This window comes from Enterovibrio norvegicus FF-33, assembly GCF_000286835.2.
Classification (GTDB): Bacteria; Pseudomonadota; Gammaproteobacteria; order Enterobacterales; family Vibrionaceae; genus Enterovibrio; species Enterovibrio norvegicus_A.
Genome location: NZ_AJYD02000013.1, coordinates 121,980 through 143,109, shown reverse-complemented (window position 1 = coordinate 143,109; position 21,130 = coordinate 121,980). Strand labels below are relative to the sequence as shown.

General features: G+C 47.9%; 17 protein-coding genes and 2 tRNA genes. 3 read left to right on the top strand and 16 right to left on the bottom strand.

Translation table 11 applies throughout. The annotated features are described in order from the left end of the window. Positions 1-185 precede the first annotated feature (185 nt). Both A1OO_RS02985 and ubiT read right to left on the bottom strand, forming a co-directional pair. Positions 186-689, bottom strand: a complete 504-nt coding sequence (locus tag A1OO_RS02985; RefSeq protein WP_017004595.1) for a GNAT family N-acetyltransferase — start codon at positions 687-689, stop codon at positions 186-188. Further along, positions 673-1,200 carry a ubiquinone anaerobic biosynthesis accessory factor UbiT gene (gene ubiT / locus A1OO_RS02980; RefSeq protein ID WP_016961647.1) on the bottom strand — a complete coding sequence of 176 codons (528 nt, stop codon included), beginning with the start codon at positions 1,198-1,200 and terminating at the stop codon, positions 673-675. Before ubiT ends, A1OO_RS02985 begins: the two co-directional genes overlap by 17 nt. A 366-nt stretch (positions 1,201-1,566) precedes the next feature. On the opposite strand from ubiT, the gene A1OO_RS02975 reads away from it, so the two are divergent. The 3 genes from A1OO_RS02975 to A1OO_RS02965 all read left to right on the top strand — a co-directional run bounded on the left by A1OO_RS02975 (position 1,567) and on the right by A1OO_RS02965 (position 5,771). Beyond that, entirely contained in the window at positions 1,567-3,615 is a 2,049-nt protein-coding gene (locus A1OO_RS02975; protein WP_017004594.1) for a GGDEF and EAL domain-containing protein, read from the top strand. 282 nt (positions 3,616-3,897) lie between these two features. Beyond that, positions 3,898-4,893, top strand: a complete 996-nt coding sequence (gene ubiU / locus A1OO_RS02970) for a ubiquinone anaerobic biosynthesis protein UbiU (RefSeq protein ID WP_016961651.1) — start codon at positions 3,898-3,900, stop codon at positions 4,891-4,893. Between the two features lie 11 nt (positions 4,894-4,904). Then, positions 4,905-5,771, top strand: coding sequence for a U32 family peptidase (locus A1OO_RS02965; protein ID WP_017004593.1), 867 nt, complete (start codon positions 4,905-4,907; stop codon positions 5,769-5,771). Between the two features lie 80 nt (positions 5,772-5,851). On the opposite strand, the gene nlpI is transcribed toward A1OO_RS02965, so the two are convergent. The 14 genes from nlpI to ftsH all read right to left on the bottom strand — a co-directional run bounded on the left by nlpI (position 5,852) and on the right by ftsH (position 21,105). Further along, complete coding sequence (nlpI, locus tag A1OO_RS02960; RefSeq protein WP_016961655.1) at positions 5,852-6,754, bottom strand: lipoprotein NlpI; 903 nt, start codon at positions 6,752-6,754, stop codon at positions 5,852-5,854. Positions 6,755-6,838: 84 nt separating this feature from the next. Next, the gene (pnp, locus tag A1OO_RS02955) at positions 6,839-8,971 is read right to left on the bottom strand and encodes a polyribonucleotide nucleotidyltransferase (RefSeq protein ID WP_016961656.1); all 2,133 of its coding nucleotides are present in this window, start codon (positions 8,969-8,971) and stop codon (positions 6,839-6,841) included. Between the two features lie 422 nt (positions 8,972-9,393). Then, positions 9,394-9,663: a 30S ribosomal protein S15 gene (rpsO, locus tag A1OO_RS02950; protein ID WP_016961657.1), complete on the bottom strand. Its 270-nt coding sequence runs from the start codon at positions 9,661-9,663 to the stop codon at positions 9,394-9,396. A 144-nt stretch (positions 9,664-9,807) separates the two neighbouring features. Continuing rightward, the gene (gene truB / locus A1OO_RS02945) at positions 9,808-10,755 is read right to left on the bottom strand and encodes a tRNA pseudouridine(55) synthase TruB (RefSeq protein WP_016961658.1); all 948 of its coding nucleotides are present in this window, start codon (positions 10,753-10,755) and stop codon (positions 9,808-9,810) included. Further along, positions 10,755-11,147, bottom strand: a complete 393-nt coding sequence (gene rbfA / locus A1OO_RS02940; protein WP_016961659.1) for a 30S ribosome-binding factor RbfA — start codon at positions 11,145-11,147, stop codon at positions 10,755-10,757. The genes truB and rbfA overlap by 1 nt, the downstream gene beginning before the upstream one ends. A gap of 84 nt (positions 11,148-11,231) precedes the next feature. Further along, entirely contained in the window at positions 11,232-13,928 is a 2,697-nt protein-coding gene (gene infB / locus A1OO_RS02935) for a translation initiation factor IF-2 (protein WP_016961660.1), read from the bottom strand. A gap of 21 nt (positions 13,929-13,949) precedes the next feature. Then, complete coding sequence (gene nusA, locus A1OO_RS02930) at positions 13,950-15,437, bottom strand: transcription termination factor NusA (RefSeq protein ID WP_016961661.1); 1,488 nt, start codon at positions 15,435-15,437, stop codon at positions 13,950-13,952. A gap of 21 nt (positions 15,438-15,458) precedes the next feature. Further along, a complete protein-coding gene (gene rimP, locus A1OO_RS02925) occupies positions 15,459-15,914 on the bottom strand; it encodes a ribosome maturation factor RimP (RefSeq protein WP_016961662.1) in 456 nt (151 codons plus the stop codon). A gap of 168 nt (positions 15,915-16,082) precedes the next feature. Next, positions 16,083-16,159: transfer RNA gene (locus tag A1OO_RS02920), tRNA-Met, on the bottom strand. Between the two features lie 72 nt (positions 16,160-16,231). Next, a tRNA-Leu gene (locus A1OO_RS02915) sits at positions 16,232-16,318 on the bottom strand. A 10-nt stretch (positions 16,319-16,328) separates the two neighbouring features. Then, on the bottom strand, positions 16,329-16,667 hold the full coding sequence (secG, locus tag A1OO_RS02910) for a preprotein translocase subunit SecG (RefSeq protein WP_016961663.1): 339 nt from the start codon (positions 16,665-16,667) through the stop codon (positions 16,329-16,331). 213 nt (positions 16,668-16,880) lie between these two features. Beyond that, complete coding sequence (gene glmM, locus A1OO_RS02905; RefSeq protein ID WP_017004592.1) at positions 16,881-18,218, bottom strand: phosphoglucosamine mutase; 1,338 nt, start codon at positions 18,216-18,218, stop codon at positions 16,881-16,883. Then, positions 18,215-19,066: a dihydropteroate synthase gene (folP, locus tag A1OO_RS02900; protein ID WP_017004591.1), complete on the bottom strand. Its 852-nt coding sequence runs from the start codon at positions 19,064-19,066 to the stop codon at positions 18,215-18,217. Before folP ends, glmM begins: the two co-directional genes overlap by 4 nt. Positions 19,067-19,152: 86 nt before the next feature. Next, entirely contained in the window at positions 19,153-21,105 is a 1,953-nt protein-coding gene (gene ftsH / locus A1OO_RS02895) for an ATP-dependent zinc metalloprotease FtsH (protein ID WP_017004590.1), read from the bottom strand. Positions 21,106-21,130 lie beyond the last annotated feature (25 nt).

Here is a 21,130-nt window from a genome sequence, read left to right as displayed (position 1 = left end):
TAAATATGCACGCATCCTATCAAAGTTCGCGATGCATCGACATCAAAGCGCGAAGTGATATCCCCAGGCAGCTTCAAGATGCTCGCTCAGCGAGCACTTACTCAGCATAAAAACAAAAGGAGCAGCCACTGGCCGCCCCTCTTGTTTTGAACCAAACATAGCGGAACAATCACATCACTGCGACGTTAAAGCTCATCAAACTCTGGGCAGTAATCCACAATGCCTTGCAGGTTTTCAAACGCATTTTCAATGATCTCTGTTGCCATAAACGCCTCTTGCGGCACATCCCATTTGCAATGGAATCCGAAGGTGTTTGCGGCGGTAAAGCCAAACTGTTCGTAGTATGCAGGGTCGCCTAACACGACACAGGCTGGGTAGCTTAGCTCCCTCAGGATCTCCAAGCCTTCTTTGACTAATGAAACGGCAATACCCTGTTTGCGATAATCAGGATGAACACAAAGCGGTGCCAAGCCTTGGACGCCAGTGTCCATTCCACCGATAGTGACAGGGCTAAACATCACGTGGGCAACGATTTTGCCTTCGTCGTTACACGCCACCATCGACAAGGTGTTGTGACCATTTTCACGCAATGACATCACCAACTTGGCTTCCGCTTTTGTTGGGAAGGCTTTTTTTAGCAATCTGTCGATCGGTAAAAGATCGGCAGGCGCTTCAGATCTTATGAGCATAGTGCGCCTCATTGAGGGGAGCGGGAGCTTGCAGGCCTTTTTGAACAAAGGCTGCTAACGAAAATAGTCCTTGGCGAAGCATGGTCGGTAATGAATCCAAATCCACACTGTCCATCAAGTTCTTCACTTCCAGCCCGAGCTCAGTATCACCTTCAATCAAAAGGCGACGCTGGAAAAACAAAGTATCAGGATCTTCCTTGCGGGCTGCAATCAATATTAAATCGTTCAGATTACCGCTAAATCTAACATCCGGCGCTTCAATGTCTTGTTGCACCACCAGCTTGTCATTATCAAAACTAATATAGCTTTTAAATCCAATATCGCGCACATGCACTTCCAGCCAGCGATTCTCGAGAAACTCAAATTCGCCATCATCCAATGCTTCGCGGAACACGCGTTTTAAGGTTTCTAACATCAATGCTTTTTGCGCTGATGCTGGAACAAGTTTGATTGGCAGTCTAAATAAAGCTGGTGCTTGATGCACCAACGTTGAGTGAAGTTTGTCGAGCAAGGTAATGCTCCAATGCTAAGGGTGCCGAAGATATGACCCATTGTATGCCATTGTGTCGAGCAATGATCATGCCTTACATCAAAAAATAGGGTACACAAATGCCACGACTATATAAAACAGGGTTGAATTAAATATTAATGCTATTTGTAAGGGCATTAGCCGTCCCTACAACCCTTTATTTGAAATACATCACGATGTGACAATTTCAATACTCCCCCGAAAAGCGGTATGGGTTCAATAAGCCGATCCTTTAGAGATATAAGCTATATAAAGGTTTATCCGATCACATCACCGTTATATAGTGTTGTCTCAAATTTGAAGTTGAAGTAGGAATTAGCTTCGCAAGCTAGGATGTATGGTGCCTAAATGCCAATCGAGCAGTTAACCTATTGGTTTTCACGTCTGACTCAAAACAGCCCTTTTCTTTTTGCCGTTCTGGACAAAAGCCATCGTTATCTCTGGGTTAGCCAGCGTTATTGCGAAATCAGTGGCCTCGATCACAATGAATTAGTCGGAAAACAGGATAAAGACATTTTAGGCACAGCCTTCTACGATGCATTGTCGCCCCATTATAATCGCGCACTTAATGGCGAGAATACGGAAGGCGAGATAGTTCTCAATGATGGCATTCATGACTCAAGCTTTCACTTCAGTGTTTCCCCACTAACCAGCAGTGAGTGGCCAGAAGGCGCAGTGATTTTTCACGCTGCAGACACGTCTGAAAGGCAAGTACTGACCAGTGCATTAGAGTCGTCAGAAAGCCGGTTTACTAATCTGTGCCAACTGGTTGGTGAAGGGTGCTGCGTACTCGACGATGGCATAATCCTTAGTGCCAACAGCCATGCTGTTAACCTGTTAGGCTTCGATAACCTAAATGAAATTTTAGGTGAAGATATCGAAAACCTTCTGGCAAGTCCTATCAAAGGACAATCCCTCGTTGCCTCTTTAACGTCATTAGCATCTGGACAGCAACTGGTTTGCCAGGCGAGTAATGGTAACGCTGACAGCAAACCTCTGAATATCTCTTATGGCTCTGTGAGCTTACTCGGGGGCAGTGGCGCTCTCATTACGTTATCGCGAACCCTCGCAACAACCGACCATAAGCAGACTATCGAAAAGCTGGCTCAGTTCGATGCACTTACGGGCCTATATAATCGACACGGTTTCTCGCGCCGACTTGAACAGCTCATCAATGGCGAAACACCTCTGCTGATGCTGTATCTCGACATTGATAACTTTAAGAATATTAACGACTCTCTAGGACACCACATTGGCGATCGTGTGCTGCAGGAAATTGCTCAGCGTCTTCGTCGCCAATTACCCGCAGAAACCATATTGGGCCATCTTGGTGGTGATGAATTTGCGGTTTTATTGCCAGAGCAGACTGGTGAAGATGTTGCCGGTGAATTGACTAATAAAATCGTGGAAGTGATCAGCCAACCTTTCGACCTCTACCATTTCAGCAAGTATCTCGCCTGCTCAATTGGCTCGGTAAAATATCCTGGAGATGGTAAAGACGCACGTAGCCTGCTGCAAAATGCTGACACCGCAATGTACGAAGCTAAAGAACAAGGCCGCAACCGTGTTGTGACCTATAACCAACACATGAACAAAGAAGCACGCATGCGTCTTTGGTTGGAAATTGAACTGCAAAAAGCACTGCAAAACAATGGCCTAGAAGTTTGGTATCAACCTAAGGTGAATGCTCAAGATTACACCATCAACGGCGCGGAGGCACTGGTGCGGTGGAAGCACCCCGTTGAGGGCTACATCAGTCCTGCGCGTTTTATTCCGGTGGCAGAACGATCTGGCATGATTGAATTGCTCGGTCGCAATGTGATGCGCGAAGTGTTTCAAGCGGTGCGCCGCTGGCAAAGCCTAAAGGTGCTGCCCGGTCGTGTGGCCATAAACCTATCACCGCAGCAATTTAGTAACCCAAACCTCACTACGCACATGAAAAAACTGCAATCCGCCACGAAAGCTGATCCCTCACTCATCACCTTCGAGCTGACTGAAAGTGCCGTCATGAGCGACGGTGACCATGCGATCCAAATGCTAAATGCCATTAAGGATCTCGGGTTTGCACTCTCAATTGATGATTTCGGTACCGGTTATTCGTCGCTGTCTTATCTGGCCAAGTTTCCACTTGATGAATTGAAGATTGACCGCGCGTTTATCTCAGACATGGAAACCTTCCCAAAACAGGTCACATTGATAGAGAACATTATCAATCTTGGCCGTTCGTTAAACATGTCTGTGGTCGCCGAAGGGGTAGAAACGGGCAAACAGGCAAGCGTGCTCGCCAACCTAAAATGCGATACGATTCAAGGCTTTCATTTCTATAAACCGATGCCAAGAGCAGAATTTGAAGCGCTACTAATAAACAATCGTAAGGCGATTAAAGCCGCTTCCTGATGCCGATAGTTGGCGCACGAACTGCGCCAACTCTATTCGCCTCAAGCCCGTTCATTACAAACCGGTCACCCAAACTCACCTTCATCCGCCCCCCTGCCACCATATAGTCCACGGATCGAATCCGTTACATATCTTGCCCTGAATCATCGATTTCCCATCGGTTTCATTCTTTGTTTACCCAAACCTGCCTTACATCAATACCTTTTGAGCCAACTCTGCCTAAAATCCGGACTTTATGTTCAAACTCATAGCCAGATGCTGACCACGGATGTGGGGAAATTTATGGAATTGCTTTGTCCGGCAGGTAACCTTCCTGCCCTGAAAACGGCCATCGATAATGGCGCCGATGCGGTATATATCGGCTTCAAGGATGGCACCAATGCACGCCACTTTGCAGGCCTGAACTTTGACGGGAAAAAACTCGAAAAAGCGGTTTCCTATGTTCATGATCGAAATAAACATCTTCATGTCGCACTGAATACGTTTGCTCACCCAGATGGTTTCAAACGTTGGACTGACGCGGTTGATGCAGCGGTTGATTTGGGCGTAGATGCACTGATCATCGCCGATCTCGCCGTACTTGATTATGCAGCCACTAAGCACCCTGACATGGAAATTCACCTGTCGGTGCAAGCCTCCGCCACCAACAGTGCTGCCATTGATTTCTATCGTGATCACTTCAACGTTAAGCGCGTTGTATTGCCGCGAGTGCTATCTATGCATCAAGTGAAGCAGCTTTCTCGCACCACCGATGTTGATCTCGAAGTGTTTGCCTTTGGTAGTCTTTGCATCATGTCCGAAGGACGTTGCTACCTGTCTTCCTACCTGACAGGAGAGTCACCCAATACTGTAGGCGCTTGCTCACCTGCAAAATATGTTCGCTGGCAGGAAACGCCACAAGGATTGGAATCTCGTCTCAACGACATTTTGATCGACCGCTATAAAGCCGGTGAAAACGCAGGATATCCAACGCTATGTAAAGGACGCTTTGTCACCGACGGAGAGCCATTCCACGCTTTGGAAGAGCCAACCAGCCTGAATACACTTTCTATTTTGCCTGAATTGTTTGCCGCCAACATTGCCTCTGTCAAAATCGAAGGTCGCCAGCGTAGTCCTGCATATGTTGAACAAGTGACTCGCACGTGGCGACAAGCTATTGATAGCTATCTCAAAAAGCCAGATGACTATCATGTGCTTCCGCAGTGGGATCAGTGCTTGGACAGTGTCTCAGAGGGCGCTCAAACGACACTGGGTGCTTACCACCGTAAATGGCAGTAAGAGAGAAAACTATGAAATATTCACTTGGCCCACTTCTCTATTTCTGGCCAAAAAATGACGTTGAAAGCTTTTATCAAAAAGCCGTAAACAGCGACACTGATATCGTCTATCTTGGCGAAACTGTCTGCTCTAAACGCAGAGAAATGCGCACTGCCGATTGGATGGATTTAGGTCGAGAACTGGCACAACACGGCAAGCAAGTCGTGCTGTCGACCATGGCGCTACTTGAAGCGCCAAGCGAAGTCAAAGTGATGAAAAGTTACATCGACAATGGCGAGTTCATTATCGAAGCTAACGATGTCTCAGCGATTCAACTGGCACACGAGAAAAAGATCCCCTTTGTCGCAGGCCCTGCGCTGAACCTTTACAACGCACAAGCACTTCACGTGCTGCTGAAAAAAGGCATGATACGCTGGTGTATGCCGGTTGAGCTGTCTCGAGAATGGTTGCAAAAAGTCCTAGCTGAAGCTGAGATGCTGGGGATCCGCAACAGCTTTGAGGTTGAAGTGTTTTCCTATGGGCATTTACCATTAGCCTATTCAGCCCGTTGTTTTAGTGCACGCGCCGAAAACAGACCAAAAGACAAATGCGAAACCTGCTGTGTTAACTACCCACAAGGTCTCGAAGTCAAAAGTCAGGAGGGCCAAGCCGTGTTTACGTTGAATGGTATTCAGACCCAATCAGGTTACTGTTATGACCTGAGTGCTGACATCGCATCCATGCAGGGGTTAATCGACGTGGTACGCATCAGCCCTCAGCATTTAGACACCATTAATGTACTGGAAGGCTTCAAACGCGGTGATACTGGCTTTGCGCCTCGCACCCATCACTGCAATGGCTACTGGCACAGCATTGAAGGGATGGCGACACACGTTTAACCGCTCAAATGTGAAAAGAGCCACTGATAGCGGCTCTTTTTTGCATGACTTCAACGCTTATCTCACCCACGCCATCAATATTATGAAGATGGCGACTGGCTCAACTGTTGTGCAATACGGCTTAGTTCCAACATCGAGTAGCGATGCTCAACGAAGTCATAAACATTACCCGCCATAGCCAATTTATACAGTGCCACGGCTGAACCTAAATCACCCTGCGCCTGATAGCGTTTGGCAAGATAGAAATACCCTTCACACAATCGTTCGGCCAACTGTAAATTATCCATGCTGCTATTCATGACTTCATTAAAGAACGCTTGCTCACTAATATCGTTAAGATACAGCCTTGCTAACTGCCAGCCCCAATCCTGTTTATCAGAGGCTTGGTAACGATCCCTGAGAGCTTGCGTGGCCTGCTCACTGCCCTCTTTCTCTCGCTCTGCCAGATACAACCACAAGGCACGATAGGAATCGTTTTCATTATCACTATAGTGTTTGAGCAAATCGCGTACAGCTAAATCGTAGCGACCACCGTAGTAAAGCGCTATTCCACGGTTACGCTCTGCATACTGATGTGTCTCGTTTAATTCTAAGGTCGAATCGAACGCTTCGTACGCTGCGTCATACAGACCACTTTGGGTGAAATACACACCAAGGATATTAAACACATCTGGTTGTGCAGGATTATATGACAATGAACGGTTGAAATCTAAACGCGCGAGATCACGCAGCCCTAGGCTGTCATTAATTAATCCGCGCTCGTAGTAGATCTGCGCTCTGTCTTGCTCCGCGATATCATCACGAAGCAGAATTTGGTCAATTCGCGCTAGCTGGACTTCCTGTTGCGTGGTTGACTGCAATGGCACTGCCATTGGCAGGTAATGCCAAGGTTGCGTGTTTTTCACTGAGGTAGACGTAGCACAGCCAGAAAGCAGTAGCAACGACCCAACAATGGTCAACGGCAGCCATCTCATATTTCGCATTAGCGCATCTCTCCTGAAAAACAGAAAAACAAAAAGGGGGCAATAGCCCCCCTTTTTATACCGCGTTTATCGCAATAGTGTAACTTATTCCGCGTCAGCTTCTGGCTGAGCGTCAGTTTCAGCGGCAGCAGGCGCTTGCTCTACTGCTTCTTTCATGCTCAGGCGGATACGACCCTGACGGTCGATTTCCAGAACCTTAACTTGAACTTCCTGACCTTGCTCAACGAAATCAGACACTTTCTCAATGCGCTTGTCAGCAACTTGAGAGATGTGAACCAGACCTTCTTTGGTGCCGATAACAGACACAAAGCAACCGAAGTCTACGATGCGAGTAACTTTACCGGTGTAGATACGGCCCACTTCAACTTCAGCAGTCAGCGCTTCAATGCGTGCAATTGCCGCTTTCGCTTTATCGCCATCTGTTGCTGCGATCTTCACTGTACCGTCATCTTCGATTTCGATGGTGGTTTCAGTTTCTTCAGTCAGCGCACGAATAACTGCACCGCCTTTACCGATCACATCTTTGATCTTCTCTGGGTTGATCTTGATGGTGTGGATACGTGGTGCGAATTCAGAGATATCGTCACGAGCCGCAGAGATTGCTTGATCCATGACGCTAAGGATGTGCAGACGCGCGCCCTTCGCTTGGTTCAGTGCAATTTCCATGATCTCTTTAGTGATACCTTCGATTTTGATGTCCATCTGCAGCGCAGTGACACCGTCATCCGTACCCGCTACTTTGAAGTCCATGTCACCCAGGTGATCTTCGTCACCCAGAATGTCAGACAGTACAACAAAGTCGTTGTCTTCTTTCACAAGACCCATTGCGATACCCGCAACAGATTTCTTGATCGGAACACCAGCATCCATAAGAGCCAGAGACGTACCACATACAGACGCCATTGAAGACGAGCCGTTAGATTCAGTGATTTCAGAAACCACACGAATGGTGTACGGGAATTCGTCTTGTGAAGGCATTACTGCTGCAATACCGCGCTTCGCCAGTTTACCGTGGCCGATTTCACGACGCTTAGGTGAACCAACAAAGCCAGTTTCACCCACACAGTACGGAGGGAAGTTGTAATGCAGCAGGAAGTGATCCACACGCTCGCCAGTGATCGAGTCGATGATTTGAGCATCACGCTTCGTACCAAGGGTTGCAGTAACCAGAGCCTGAGTTTCACCACGGGTGAACAAAGAAGAACCGTGGGTACGTGGCAGAACACCAGTACGTACGTCTAGCGCACGAACCATGTCTTTTTCACGGCCATCGATACGTGGGTTACCCGCGATGATGCGACCACGTACAACGTTTTTCTCAAGGCTGCTCAGCATACCTTGGATTTCACGGACGTTCAGATCGTCATTCTCTTCGCTCATTTGAGCGATAACGCCTTGCTTGATTTCACCAACTTGCGCATAACGCGCCATTTTTTCGGTGATCTGGTACGCTTCTACGAAACGCGCTTCAGCCAGTTCAGCAACACGTGCTTTCAGGTCAGCGTCAACCGCTGGAGCAGCCCAATCCCAAGAAGGGGTAGCGACTTCAGCAGCAAATTCTTTGATTGCTTGAATAGCAACTTGTTGTTGGTCATGACCAAAAACAACGGCTTGCAGCATTTGCTCTTCGCTTAGACGGTCAGCTTCTGATTCAACCATCAGAACTGCGCCTTCAGTACCTGCAATAACCAGATCCAAACGGCTAGTTTCAAGCTCAGCGTTGCTTGGGTTCAATACCAACTGATCGTTGATGAAGCCAACACGTGCTGCACCAATAGGACCGTTGAATGGCAGACCTGAAATAGCCAGAGCTGCAGAGGTCGCAAGCAATGCAACGATATCAGGGCTTACATCTGGGTTTACAGAAACCACAGTTGCGATAACTTGAACTTCGTTTTTAAAACCGTCTGGGAACAGTGGACGGATTGGACGGTCGATCAGACGTGATGTCAGTGTTTCGCCTTCAGAAGGACGACCTTCACGCTTGAAGAAACCACCAGGGATTTTACCTGCAGCGTAAGTACGCTCTTGGTAGTTAACCGTCAACGGGAAGAAGTCTTGACCTTCTACTGCTGATTTCTTACCAACAACACTTACGAATACAGAAGTGTCGTCCATGCTTGCCATTACAGCAGCGGTTGCTTGGCGAGCCATAACGCCAGTTTCCAGAGTAACGGTATGGTTACCGTACTGGAATGTTTTTACGATTGGATTCACGTGAAATTCCTTGTTTTATTTGCACTTACTTAGTGCGAGTCACTTTATTTTCAAAGGCTTCACCAATCGCGACTAATGACAAAACTCAATATTTCCTTGCTGTAGGAAAACGGCAATAGAGTGTTCTCAATAGTCGCGACCTGATGGTCGACTTCGTAGACTGCGAAGCCAATGAAAGCGCCAATATTATATACCCAAACTGTCGCAAGTTGCATGTTTCGGCAAGAATTACTGGGGTTATGCTCAAGGGTTAACGCAACTCGATTCATTTGATCGAGTCAAAAAGCGGTCACGATAGGCACAAGCCCAAAAAATTCTCGAACGAATAATAGTTGAGGGATGAAAAAAGGCGGGAACAAAAACGAGAAAAGGAGTCACGAGGACTCCTTTTCGGCTTGCGGTGCTTAAAAGCCAAAGGCTTATTAGCGACGCAGACCTAGACGCTTGATTACTTCTAGGTAACGGTCAGCGTTTTTACGCTTCAGGTAATCCAGAAGCTTACGGCGACGTGAAACCATGCGCAGCAGACCGCGGCGGCTGTGGTGATCACCTTTGTGCTCAGCGAAGTGGCCTTGCAGGTGATTGATAGAAGCAGTAAGAAGCGCTACTTGAACTTCTGGAGAACCAGTGTCGTTAGTGCCTTGAGCGTAATCAGCAACGATTGCTGCTTTAGTTTCTGCATTCAGAGACATAGTCTATTCCTAAATGTAAAAGGTTGAATTTGTGTCAGCCAATCTCTGATTCAGCCAGACACCCGAGCGGCGGATTCTACAGCGCTTCCCTTAATAAGGCAATCGATATAGCGCCCACCAAATATTTTTTCATCGCTTGCGCGTTTACTCTGGGCGAGCGTTGACCAAACGGCGAGGTGCAACCATGCCATCAGCGTCAATCTCACCAACACCGATAAAGGTGCGCTCTTCGCCAACCGTCATGCGCACTTGGCCTTCAGTAGGCGCGTTTGACGCTTGTACTGCCTGACCTTGTAATGCATAACTTGCTACCGCAGGAAGCAAATTAACTTCTTCTAAATCTTGTACCGCTGAATCCAGAGGCAACAAAAGAGAATCAAGCAACTCGCGTGGCTGAACTTCTTGCTCGCGCGCTTGCTCAAGCAGTGCTTCCAGCTGTTCCAACGTTACCATCTTCTCGATAGGGTAACGTGACACACCAATGCGGCGAAGGGCAATGACATGTGCGCCACAGCCTAACATTTCGCCAAGATCATCAACGATGGTACGGATATACGTGCCCTTAGAGCAATGCACCTCCATCTCCACTTCATCGCCTTCAAAACGTAATAGGGAGATTTCGTACACATTGATCTTACGTGCTACGCGAGGCACTTCGATACCCGCACGCGCATATTCGTAAAGGGGTTTACCTTCGTATTTCAACGCAGAGAACATAGAAGGCACTTGCATCGTTTCACCACGGAAACCCGCAATAAAGCCTTCAAGCTGTTCTAGATTGACGTTGACATCACGAGTTTCAACCACTTCACCGTCTGAATCAGACGTGTTGGTACGCTCACCCAATTTCGCGACAACAACATAACGCTTGTCAGAGTCGAGCAAAAATTGGGAGAACTTGGTTGCTTCACCAAAACAGATTGGCAGCATACCTGTCGCCAATGGGTCTAGTGCGCCGGTATGACCCGCTTTTTCTGCAAAGAAAATGCGTTTCACTTCCTGCAAAGCACCATTGGAGGTAATACCGCTTGGTTTATCCAGCAGAACGATCCCGTCAACAGGACGTCCGCGACGACGTGGACGACGACCCATTACTCTTCTTCCCCATCAACATCTGCGCGGCGCGCTTCGTCTGATTTAACAGCACTGGTGACAAGGTTCGAGATACGCATACCTTCAGTGAGTGACTGGTCAAACACGAAGATAACTTCAGGTGTGATACGCAGACGAATGGCTTTACCTAACAAAGTACGAACATACCATGCTTGCTCGTTCAGTGCTTCCAAACCAGCTTCTGCCGTTTGATCGCCTGTCGTCAAAAAGGTCACATGAATTTTTGCATACGCAAGGTCACGTGAAACATCAACGCCTGACACGGTTACCATGCTAATGCGTGGGTCTTTAATTTCGCGTTGCAGGATAAGCGCGACTTCTTTTTGCACTTGTTGCGATACGCGTTGGGTACGGCTAAATTCTTTGGCCATAACTCTCTTCTCTGATAAAGAATAGGGGAAAGCGCTTAGCACTTCCCCCCATGGTGTTTATAAACAACCTGTTACAGGTAGCTATTATTCGATAGTACGCTTAACTTCAACGATTTCGAATACTTCGATTTGGTCGCCTGGGCGAACATCGTTGTAGTTCTTAACGCCGATACCACACTCGTAGCCTTTAGCGACTTCGTTAACGTCATCTTTAAAGCGACGCAGTGACTCTAGCTCACCTTCATAGATAACAACGTTATCACGCAGAACGCGGATTGGGTTGTTACGCTTGATGGTACCTTCAGAAACGATACAGCCTGCAATTGCACCAATCTTAGGTGACTTGAAGACTTCACGTACTTCAGCCAGACCCATGATTTCTTGTTTGAACTCAGGCGCAAGCATACCGCTCATCGCTTGTTTCACTTCATCAATCAGGGCGTAGATCACTGAGTAGTAACGTAGATCCAAGCTTTCTGCTTCGATAGTCTTACGCGCTGATGCATCTGCACGAACGTTAAAGCCTACCAAAATTGCATTTGACGCAGCGGCCAGCACAGCATCAGTTTCAGTGATTGCACCAACACCTGAACCAACGATCTTCACTTTCACTTCATCAGTTGAAAGTTTAACCAGTGAATCAGCAATCGCTTCAACAGAACCTTGTACATCAGCTTTCAGTACAATGTTCAGCTCAGACACTTCGCCTTCAGTCATGTTAGAGAACATGTTCTCCAACTTAGCTTTCTGCTGGCGAGCCAGTTTAACATCGCGGAATTTACCTTGACGATACAGGGCAACTTCACGTGCTTTACGCTCATCACGAACAACGGTCGCTTCGTCACCCGCTTGTGGTACACCTGATAGACCCAGGATTTCCACAGGGATAGACGGACCAGCTTCTTCAACGTCTTTACCGTTCTCATCGCGCATTGCACGAACACGGCCATATTCCAGACCACACAGAACGATATCGCCTTTCTTCAGCGTACCTTCTTGAACCAGAACAGTTGCAACTGGGCCACGGCCTTTGTCTAGACGTGATTCGATAACCACACCGCTTGCCATGCTGTCACGTACGGCTTGAAGTTCAAGAACTTCAGATTGAAGCAAGATAGCTTCCAACAGCTCATCGATATTAAGACCTTGCTTAGCTGAAACATGAACGAACATGTTTTCGCCGCCCCAATCTTCTGACATAACGTTGTGCTGAGACAGTTCGTTTTTCACTTGATCTGGGTTTGCTGCTTCTTTATCAATCTTGTTCACTGCAACGATAAGTGGCACATCGGCCGCTTTTGCGTGCTGGATAGCTTCGACAGTTTGTGGCATTACGCCATCATCTGCTGCAACAACCAGAACAACGATATCTGTTGCTTTCGCACCACGTGCACGCATTGATGTAAACGCTGCGTGTCCTGGAGTATCCAAGAAGGTGATCATGCCGTTTGGCGTTTCAACGTGGTATGCACCGATGTGCTGAGTAATACCACCCGCTTCGCCTGAAGCAACATGCGCTTTACGAATGTAGTCAAGTAGCGACGTTTTACCGTGGTCAACGTGACCCATGATAGTAACAACTGGTGCACGTGGTTCACGTTTTGCACTGTCATCACGATCCAGCATGACCGCTTCTTCAAGTTCGTTCTCTTTACGAAGAACAACTTTGTGACCCATTTCTTCTGCAACAAGTGCTGCAGTTTCTTGGTCGATAACTTGGTTGATGGTTGCCATAGCACCCATCTTCATCATGGTCTTGATAACTTCGGTAGCTTTAATAGCCATCTTGTTAGCCAGTTCAGCAACAGTTACCGTTTCACCGATCTCTACATCACGGTTAACTTTCTGTACTGGTTTCTGGAAACCATGCTGCATAGAAGTCGGCTTGGACATACGTCCTTTTAGCTTACCGCCTCTACCGCCACGACCGCGATTCGCAGATGAATCGTCTTTGTCTTGTGCTGACTTTTTCTTCTTACGGCGACGTGGAGCGGCTTCTTGGCGGCGATCCGCTTCGTCTTCTGCTTCACGTGCATGCTGGAAAGTTGTAACGTGATGATCGGTTGCTTCCATTACATCTGCTACCACTTCTTGCTTACTCCAACGCTCTTCATTCAATTCTGCCATTTTGCGTGCCTCTTCTAGCTGGCGCTGACTTTCTTCTTCAGCTCTACGCTTGGCTTCCTCTTCCTGGCGACGCTTGAGTTCATCAGCTTCATTTTTTGCTTGCGACTCTGCCGCTTCACGAGATGCTCTTTGTTCAGAGTTCTCATTCAACGCTTTAGATTTTTCAGTCGCAACGCGTGCTTTTTCTTCAGCGTCGCGCTTAGCTTTCTCTTCAGCTTCGCGTTTTGCTTTTTCTTCGGCTTCTCGCTTCGCTGTTTCTTCAGCGGCGCGACGGGCTTTTTCCTCAGCCTCTCGCTGTGCTGCTTCTTCAGCTTCACGTTGTGCTGCTTCCTGCACTACACGTTGTTCTTCGAGGTCGCTGCGCTTCACGTAGGTACGTTTCTTACGCACTTCTACCTGAACATCCTTACTCTTTCCGCCAGCACCTGAAACACTCAATGTGCTGCGTTTTTTGCGCTGTAACGTCAGTCGAGTTGGAGCGCTACCATCGTCGCCGTGCTCACGTTTCAGGTGAGAAAGCAAAGTTTGCTTCTCATCTTGGCTTACGCTGTCTTCTGCCGACTTTTGAATACCGGCATCTTGAAATTGCTTAAGCAAACGATCTACCGGCGTATCGATCTCGCTCGCCAGTGCTTTAACTGTAACCTCTGACATTCTGCTCCTCCTTTGCTGCGCTTAAGCTTCGTCGCTGAACCAGCAAATATTGCGCGCAGCCATAATAAGCTCGCCCGCTTTAACTTCATCCATTTCCTCGATATCAAGAAGATCATCAGTGCCTTGGTCAGCCAGATCTTCCAATGTACAGATGCCTTTTGCTGCTAGGCGGAACGCCATATCACGCTCCAAACCTTCCAGACCCAATAGGTCTTCAGCGGGCTCTGCACCGTCAAGGATTTCTTCTTTCGCCAGTGCGATAGTGGTCAGTGCTTCTTTTGCACGGCTACGTAGTTCTTCAACGGTATCTTCATCAAGACCGTTGACTTCCATCAGCTCTGCAGCTGGTACGTAAGCAACTTCTTCCAATGTGGTGAAACCTTCTTCAACCAACATTGCTGCGAAATCTTCGTCGATATCCAGGTGCTTACTGAACAGTTCAATAGACTGGCCAGCTTCTTCCTGGTGTTTCTTCTTCAGATCATCAACAGTCATGACGTTCAACACCCAACCCGTAAGTTGAGATGCTAGACGTACGTTTTGACCGTTACGACCGATAGCTTGCGCTAAGTTGTCCGCTTCGACAGCGATATCCATAGTATGGGTATCTTCGTCTACGATAATAGACGCAACTTCCGCTGGTGCCATCGCGTTGATAACAAGTTGTGCAGGGTTATCATCCCACAAAACGATATCGATACGCTCACCACCAAGTTCACCTGAAACAGCTTGAACACGCGCGCCACGCATACCAACACACGCACCAACAGGGTCAATACGCTTGTCATTCGTCTTCACGGCAATTTTTGCACGTGAGCCAGGATCACGGGCTGCGCCCATGATCTCAATCATTTCTTCGCCAACTTCTGGCACTTCAATGCGGAACAGTTCGATCAGCATTTCAGACTTAGAGCGAGTCATGAACAATTGGAAGCCACGGGCTTCAGGACGCACAGCATACAGCAAACCGCGCACGCGGTCGCCTGGACGGAAATTTTCACGTGGTAATTGATCGTCACGTTGGATTGCCGCTTCTGCGTTGTTGCCCAAATCAACGATGATCAAATCACGGTTGACCTTCTTGACAATACCAGTGATTAGCTCACCTTCATTGTCCATGAACTGCTCAACGACTTGCTCGCGCTCAGCTTCTCGTACCTTTTGTACGATAACTTGCTTCGCTGTTTGCGTCGTGATTCGGTCAAACGTAACAGATTCGATGTCGTCTTCAACATAACCACCAAGCTCAAGCGTTTCGTCATCGAATTGCGCTGCTTCCAAGGTGATTTCACGTGTTGGCATGGTAACTTCGTCAACCACTAACCAACGACGGAAAGTTTCGACCTCGCCAGTTTTGCGGTCGATAACAACGCGGACTTCAATTTCTGCTTCGTATTTCTTTTTCGTGGCCGTTGCCAAAGCTGTTTCCAACGCTTCAAAAATGCGCTCGCGGGGAACTGCTTTTTCATTGGATACCGCTTCTACGACAGCCAAGATTTCTTTGTTCATGAACTAATGCCTCATTTAAGCTTAAAATGAAGGAACCAGGTTTGCCTTGGCGATATTGCTCAGGGCGAACGCTTCTTCGTTGCCATCGACGCTGATGGTCACAGTCTCACCTTCCACGGAAAGAATATTACCTTTCCACTTGCGGCGGTTTTGCATAGCCATTTTAAGCACTACGTTGACTTCATGGCCGATAAAACGCTGATAATGTGCAGCGTTAAAAAGTGGTCGCTCCAAACCCGGAGATGAAACTTCGAGATTGTAAGCTACTGTAATTGGATCTTCGACGTCCATGACCGCACTAACCTGACGGCTCACTTCTGCACAGCTTTCAACCGTAATACCATTTTCATGATCAATAAAGACCCGAAGGGTTGAGTGCTGCCCAGCGCGAACAAATTCAAGCCCTACAAGCTCATAGTCCAACGCCGCTACAGGCGCTTCAAGCATAGCGAAAAGCTGTTTTTCTAGTCCTGTCATACAAACCCCAGAAATAAAAAAAGGGCTAAAAAGCCCAGTTATTTGTTCGAATGGTCATCTTCAGATAATAAAAAACCCCGAATCTCGGGGTTTAATGCAACTGGACCCTGTGCCATGGTTTCCCATAACCAGCGACTGTTTTGGTCTCACTAAACAATCGCCGTAAAGTGGTTGCGGGGGCCGGATTTGAACCGACGACCTTCGGGTTATGAGCCCGACGAGCTACCAAACTGCTCCACCCCGCGTCCGATGGCGACATTATATCGTCGCCTCACACACTAATACAAGCACTGTGAACCCTAATAGGGATTTTAAATTGGTGCCGAGAGCGGGACTTGAACCCGCATGCCTATACAGGCACTACCCCCTCAAGATAGCGTGTCTACCAATTTCACCACCTCGGCAAATCTTTTCTTAGTTAGGGATGTCGCTGTTGCCACTTGTCGTAGCGGGAACATCACCTGCCTGCGTCTGCTCAGTTAGCGGCACACTCAGGTCTTCATACTCACTACCCGTTTGGATCTGGTGAGATGTTAAGTTACCCAGCACAAGGCTAAGTATAAAAAATACAGTTGCGAATATCGCAGTCATTCGGGTCAGAAAGTTTCCAGAGCCGCCAGAGCCAAATACAGTACTTGATGCCCCAGCCCCGAAAGAGGCTCCCATATCTGCGCCTTTACCTTGTTGAACCAAAACCAGGCCAATAACACCGAGCGCGGCCAACAGATAAATCACAAGTAGAATTTCGTACATGGGTTCCACCTATGTTCCAAATTGTTGAGCCAGCTGACATTTAAGTTCACTAGCGCAACTCCCATCATTGGGAGCGAGAGAATACTAACGAATGCCAGCAGGTGAAACAAGAGAAAAATGCAAAAAAACAGCACTTTTCCTCGCGTTTGCACATCTTCTAACCAAACTGTCTCTCTCGCCCAATGTCGTTTTATGTATCAGCGGTATGTGCGATTAGCAGTTCGCTTTCACAGCGTCTGCAATCTCAAACGCATAGGCTTGGACATCTTCCGCATTTTCGCCTTCCACCATAACGCGTATGAGGGGCTCAGTACCCGACTTACGAAGCAATACGCGGCCTGTATCACCCAGTTTCGACTCGACAGATGCTTTTGCCGCTAACACGGCTTCGGATTCAAGCGGGTCGCTAGTGCCTTTGAAACGAACGTTCTCTAACACTTGTGGGAACATACTCATGCCTTCACACAGTGTTTTCAAACTCATTCCAGTGCCAACGACGCTCGCCAGCACTTGCAATGCTGCCACAATGGCGTCGCCAGTGGTGACCTTATCCAAAAGAATAACGTGACCTGAATTTTCAGCGCCAATTTTCCAGCCTTTTTCAAGTAGCTGTTCCATGACATAGCGGTCGCCTACTTTGGCACGGGTAAACGGAATACCAAGGTTTTTTAACGCCACTTCCATGCCCATATTGGTCATGAGTGTACCGACAACACCGCCCTTCAATTCGCCACGACGCAGAGATTCACGAGCAATAATATACGCAATCTGGTCGCCATCCACTTTGTTGCCTTCGTGGTCAACCATGATCACGCGATCGCCATCACCATCAAAAGCAATGCCAAGAAGGGCTTCTTCTTCAACTACGCGTTTTTGAAGGGCGCGTACGTCAGTTGCACCGACTTCGGCGTTAATGTTAATGCCGTTAGGTTCAACACCCATAGCGATGACATCGGCACCCAGCTCAGAAAATACGGAAGGGGCAATGTGATAGGTTGCGCCATGGGCGCAGTCAATCACAATTTTCATTCCCTTAAGGCTCATTTCTGAAGGAAAAGTCCCTTTACAAAACTCAATATAACGGCCCGCTGCATCGACAATTCGCTTAGCTTTACCCAACAAGGCTGACTCTACACAGGTCAGCGGCTTTTCCAATTCAGCTTCAATAGCCAGCTCAATCGCATCAGGTAGCTTGGTACCTTCTGATGAGAAGAATTTGATGCCGTTATCGTAATAAGGATTGTGAGACGCAGAAATCACGATCCCCGCTTCGGCGCGGAAGGTTTGAGTGAGGTAGGCAATCGCTGGCGTTGGCATTGGCCCTGTAAACGCAGCTTGAAGACCCGCAGCAGATAGGCCAGCTTCAAGTGCGGACTCCAGCATGTAACCAGAGATGCGCGTGTCTTTACCAATCAAGACCTTTTTCGTTCCCTGCTGGCTCAATACACGCCCTGCTGCCCAGCCAAGCTTCATAATGAAATCTGGCGTGATCGGGAATTCACCCACTTTGCCGCGCACACCGTCGGTGCCGAAATATTTACGTTCTGTCATTGTGTTTCTCCAAATAAAGCCGCTGCTTCGTTCATCATTTTGACGACATGAACAACGTCAGAGGTCTCTTTCACGTCATGTACGCGAATGATCTGAGCCCCTTTCATTGCAGCGATGGTGGCGCAAGCTAAACTGCCCCCGAGAACATCGGTAGGCGCTTTATCCAAAAGTTTAAAAATCATGGACTTTCTCGACATACCCGCCAGTATTGGCAGCCCATAACGATGAAAAACCTCCAGCTGTGAAAGCAGTTGGTAGTTATGTGTCAAGGTCTTACCAAACCCAAAACCAGGGTCTAGTATCAGCTTGTCTTTCGCTATTCCTGCGATTTCACAAGCCTCAATACGTTGTTCGAAAAACTGATGAATATCATCCAGTAAATTCGTATAGATTGGGTTAGATTGCATGGAACGTGGCTGACCTTGCATATGCATTAAACACACAGGCACGCCAGCATTTGCAGCTGCTTGAAGGGCTCCCTCTTCTTGCAGCGCTCTTACATCGTTAATCAGATCAGCCCCGACAGCCGTCGCCTCACGCATCACATTGGCTTTGCTGGTATCAATAGAAATCCAACAATTAAAACGTGTGCGGATCGCTTCAATAGCAGGTACAACCCGAGATAATTCTTCATCTTCTGACACGTCTGCTGCGCCAGGTCGCGTTGATTCCCCACCAATATCCAGAATAGACGCTCCAGCCGTTAACATGGCTTCTGCATGAAACAATGCAGCATCTAACTGGTTGAATCTCCCTCCATCAGAGAAAGAGTCAGGTGTTACGTTGAGGATCCCCATCACTTGAGGGGTAGAAAGATCTAGCACTTTGGATTTGCAGATGAGTTTCATGAATGGACTTTGTTCGGTTCGAGAATTTATAGCAGATAAAAGAAAAACCCCGAATTGATTCGGGGTTTTGCGATATTTCGATTCAATTACGCTTCCGACTTCTTATCTGGGTCTACGGGCTTATTGCCTGCATCCAAATTGTCAGAGGATGGCGGAACATCTGAGGCCACTTCTGCGTCTGGCGTCTTCGGTGTGTTATCTGAATTATCAGAATCCGAAGCGGTCCAGCCAGCAGGTTCACGAACAGGACGTCGTTCCATCAAATCATCGATTTGACCCGCATCAATCGTTTCATATTTCATCAATGCATCTTTCATTGCATGCATGATGTCCATGTTATCTTCGATGAGCTTGCGCGCACGCAGATAGTTACGGTCAATCAATTCGCGAATTTCACTGTCAATAAGACGCGCTGTTTCATCTGAGACGTGTTTGGATTTAGCCACAGAACGACCAAGGAAAACTTCGCCTTCATCATCAGCGTATAGCAATGGACCTAACTTCTCAGAGAAGCCCCATTGCGTCACCATCTTACGGGCAATATCCGTAGCGCGTTCAATGTCGTTCGACGCACCGGTTGAAACGTTGTCGAAACCGTAAACAATCTCTTCAGCCAAACGACCGCCATACAAACTTGAAATCATTGATTCAAGGTGTAAACGAGACATGCTCACACGGTCAGTCTCAGGCAGATACATGGTCACACCCAACGCACGACCGCGCGGAATGATTGAGACTTTGTAAACAGGATCGTGCTCTGGCACGAGGCGACCCACAACGGCGTGGCCTGCTTCATGGTAAGCCGTCGATTCTTTCGTCTCTTCAGTCAGTACCATGGACTTACGCTCAGCGCCCATCATGATTTTGTCTTTGGCCAGTTCGAATTCAGTCATCGACACAACACGCTTATTACCGCGGGCTGCAAACAATGCTGCTTCGTTAACCAGGTTTGCCAAATCTGCACCAGAGAATCCAGGTGTACCGCGAGCAATCAGTGATGCTTCTACGTCACTACCCAAAGGCACTTTGCGCATGTGAACTTTAAGAATCTGCTCACGACCACGGACATCGGGTAAACCAACAACAACCTGACGGTCAAAACGACCTGGACGCAGAAGCGCTGGGTCAAGAACGTCTGGACGGTTAGTCGCTGCGATAACGATGATACCTTCGTTACCTTCAAAGCCATCCATTTCAACCAGCATCTGGTTAAGGGTTTGCTCACGCTCGTCGTGACCACCACCTAAACCCGCACCACGTTGACGGCCAACGGCATCAATTTCATCGATAAAGATAATACATGGTGATGATTTCTTCGCTTGCTCGAACATGTCACGCACACGAGATGCACCCACACCCACGAACATTTCAACGAAATCAGAACCTGAAATAGTAAAGAATGGGACTTTGGCTTCACCCGCAATGGCTTTTGCCAGTAGCGTTTTACCTGTGCCTGGAGGACCCACCATTAGAACACCCGTCGGAATTTTACCGCCGAGTTTCTGGAAACGGCTTGGATCACGCAGGTAATCCACCAACTCTTTAACGTCTTCTTTTGCTTCATCACAGCCAGCAACATCTGCAAACGTCGTTTTGATTTGATCTTCACTCATCATGCGAGCTTTAGACTTACCAAAAGACATTGCACCTTTGCCGCCGCCGCCTTGCATCTGACGCATGAAGAAAATCCACACACCAATAAGCAGAAGCATTGGGAACCAAGAGATGAAAATAGACGCAAGAATGCTTGGTTCTTCAGGTGGCGTACCGCGAACCTGAACTTTAGAGTTAATCAGGTCGTCCAGCAATTTTGGATCTTGGAGAACAGGCATGTAAGTGACATAGCTCGTGCCATCACGACGTGTCACTTTCAGTTCGCGATTATCGAACTGTACATCCTGTAGTTTATCCTGTCCTATTTCTTGGACGAACGTTGTGTAGTCGACTTGACGGCCCGCGCTGTCGCCTGGTCCAAAACTCTGGAACACAGACATTAGAACAACAGCGATAACCAGCCATAAAATCAAGTTTTTTGCCATGTCACTCAAGGTGTTAGCCCCGCGG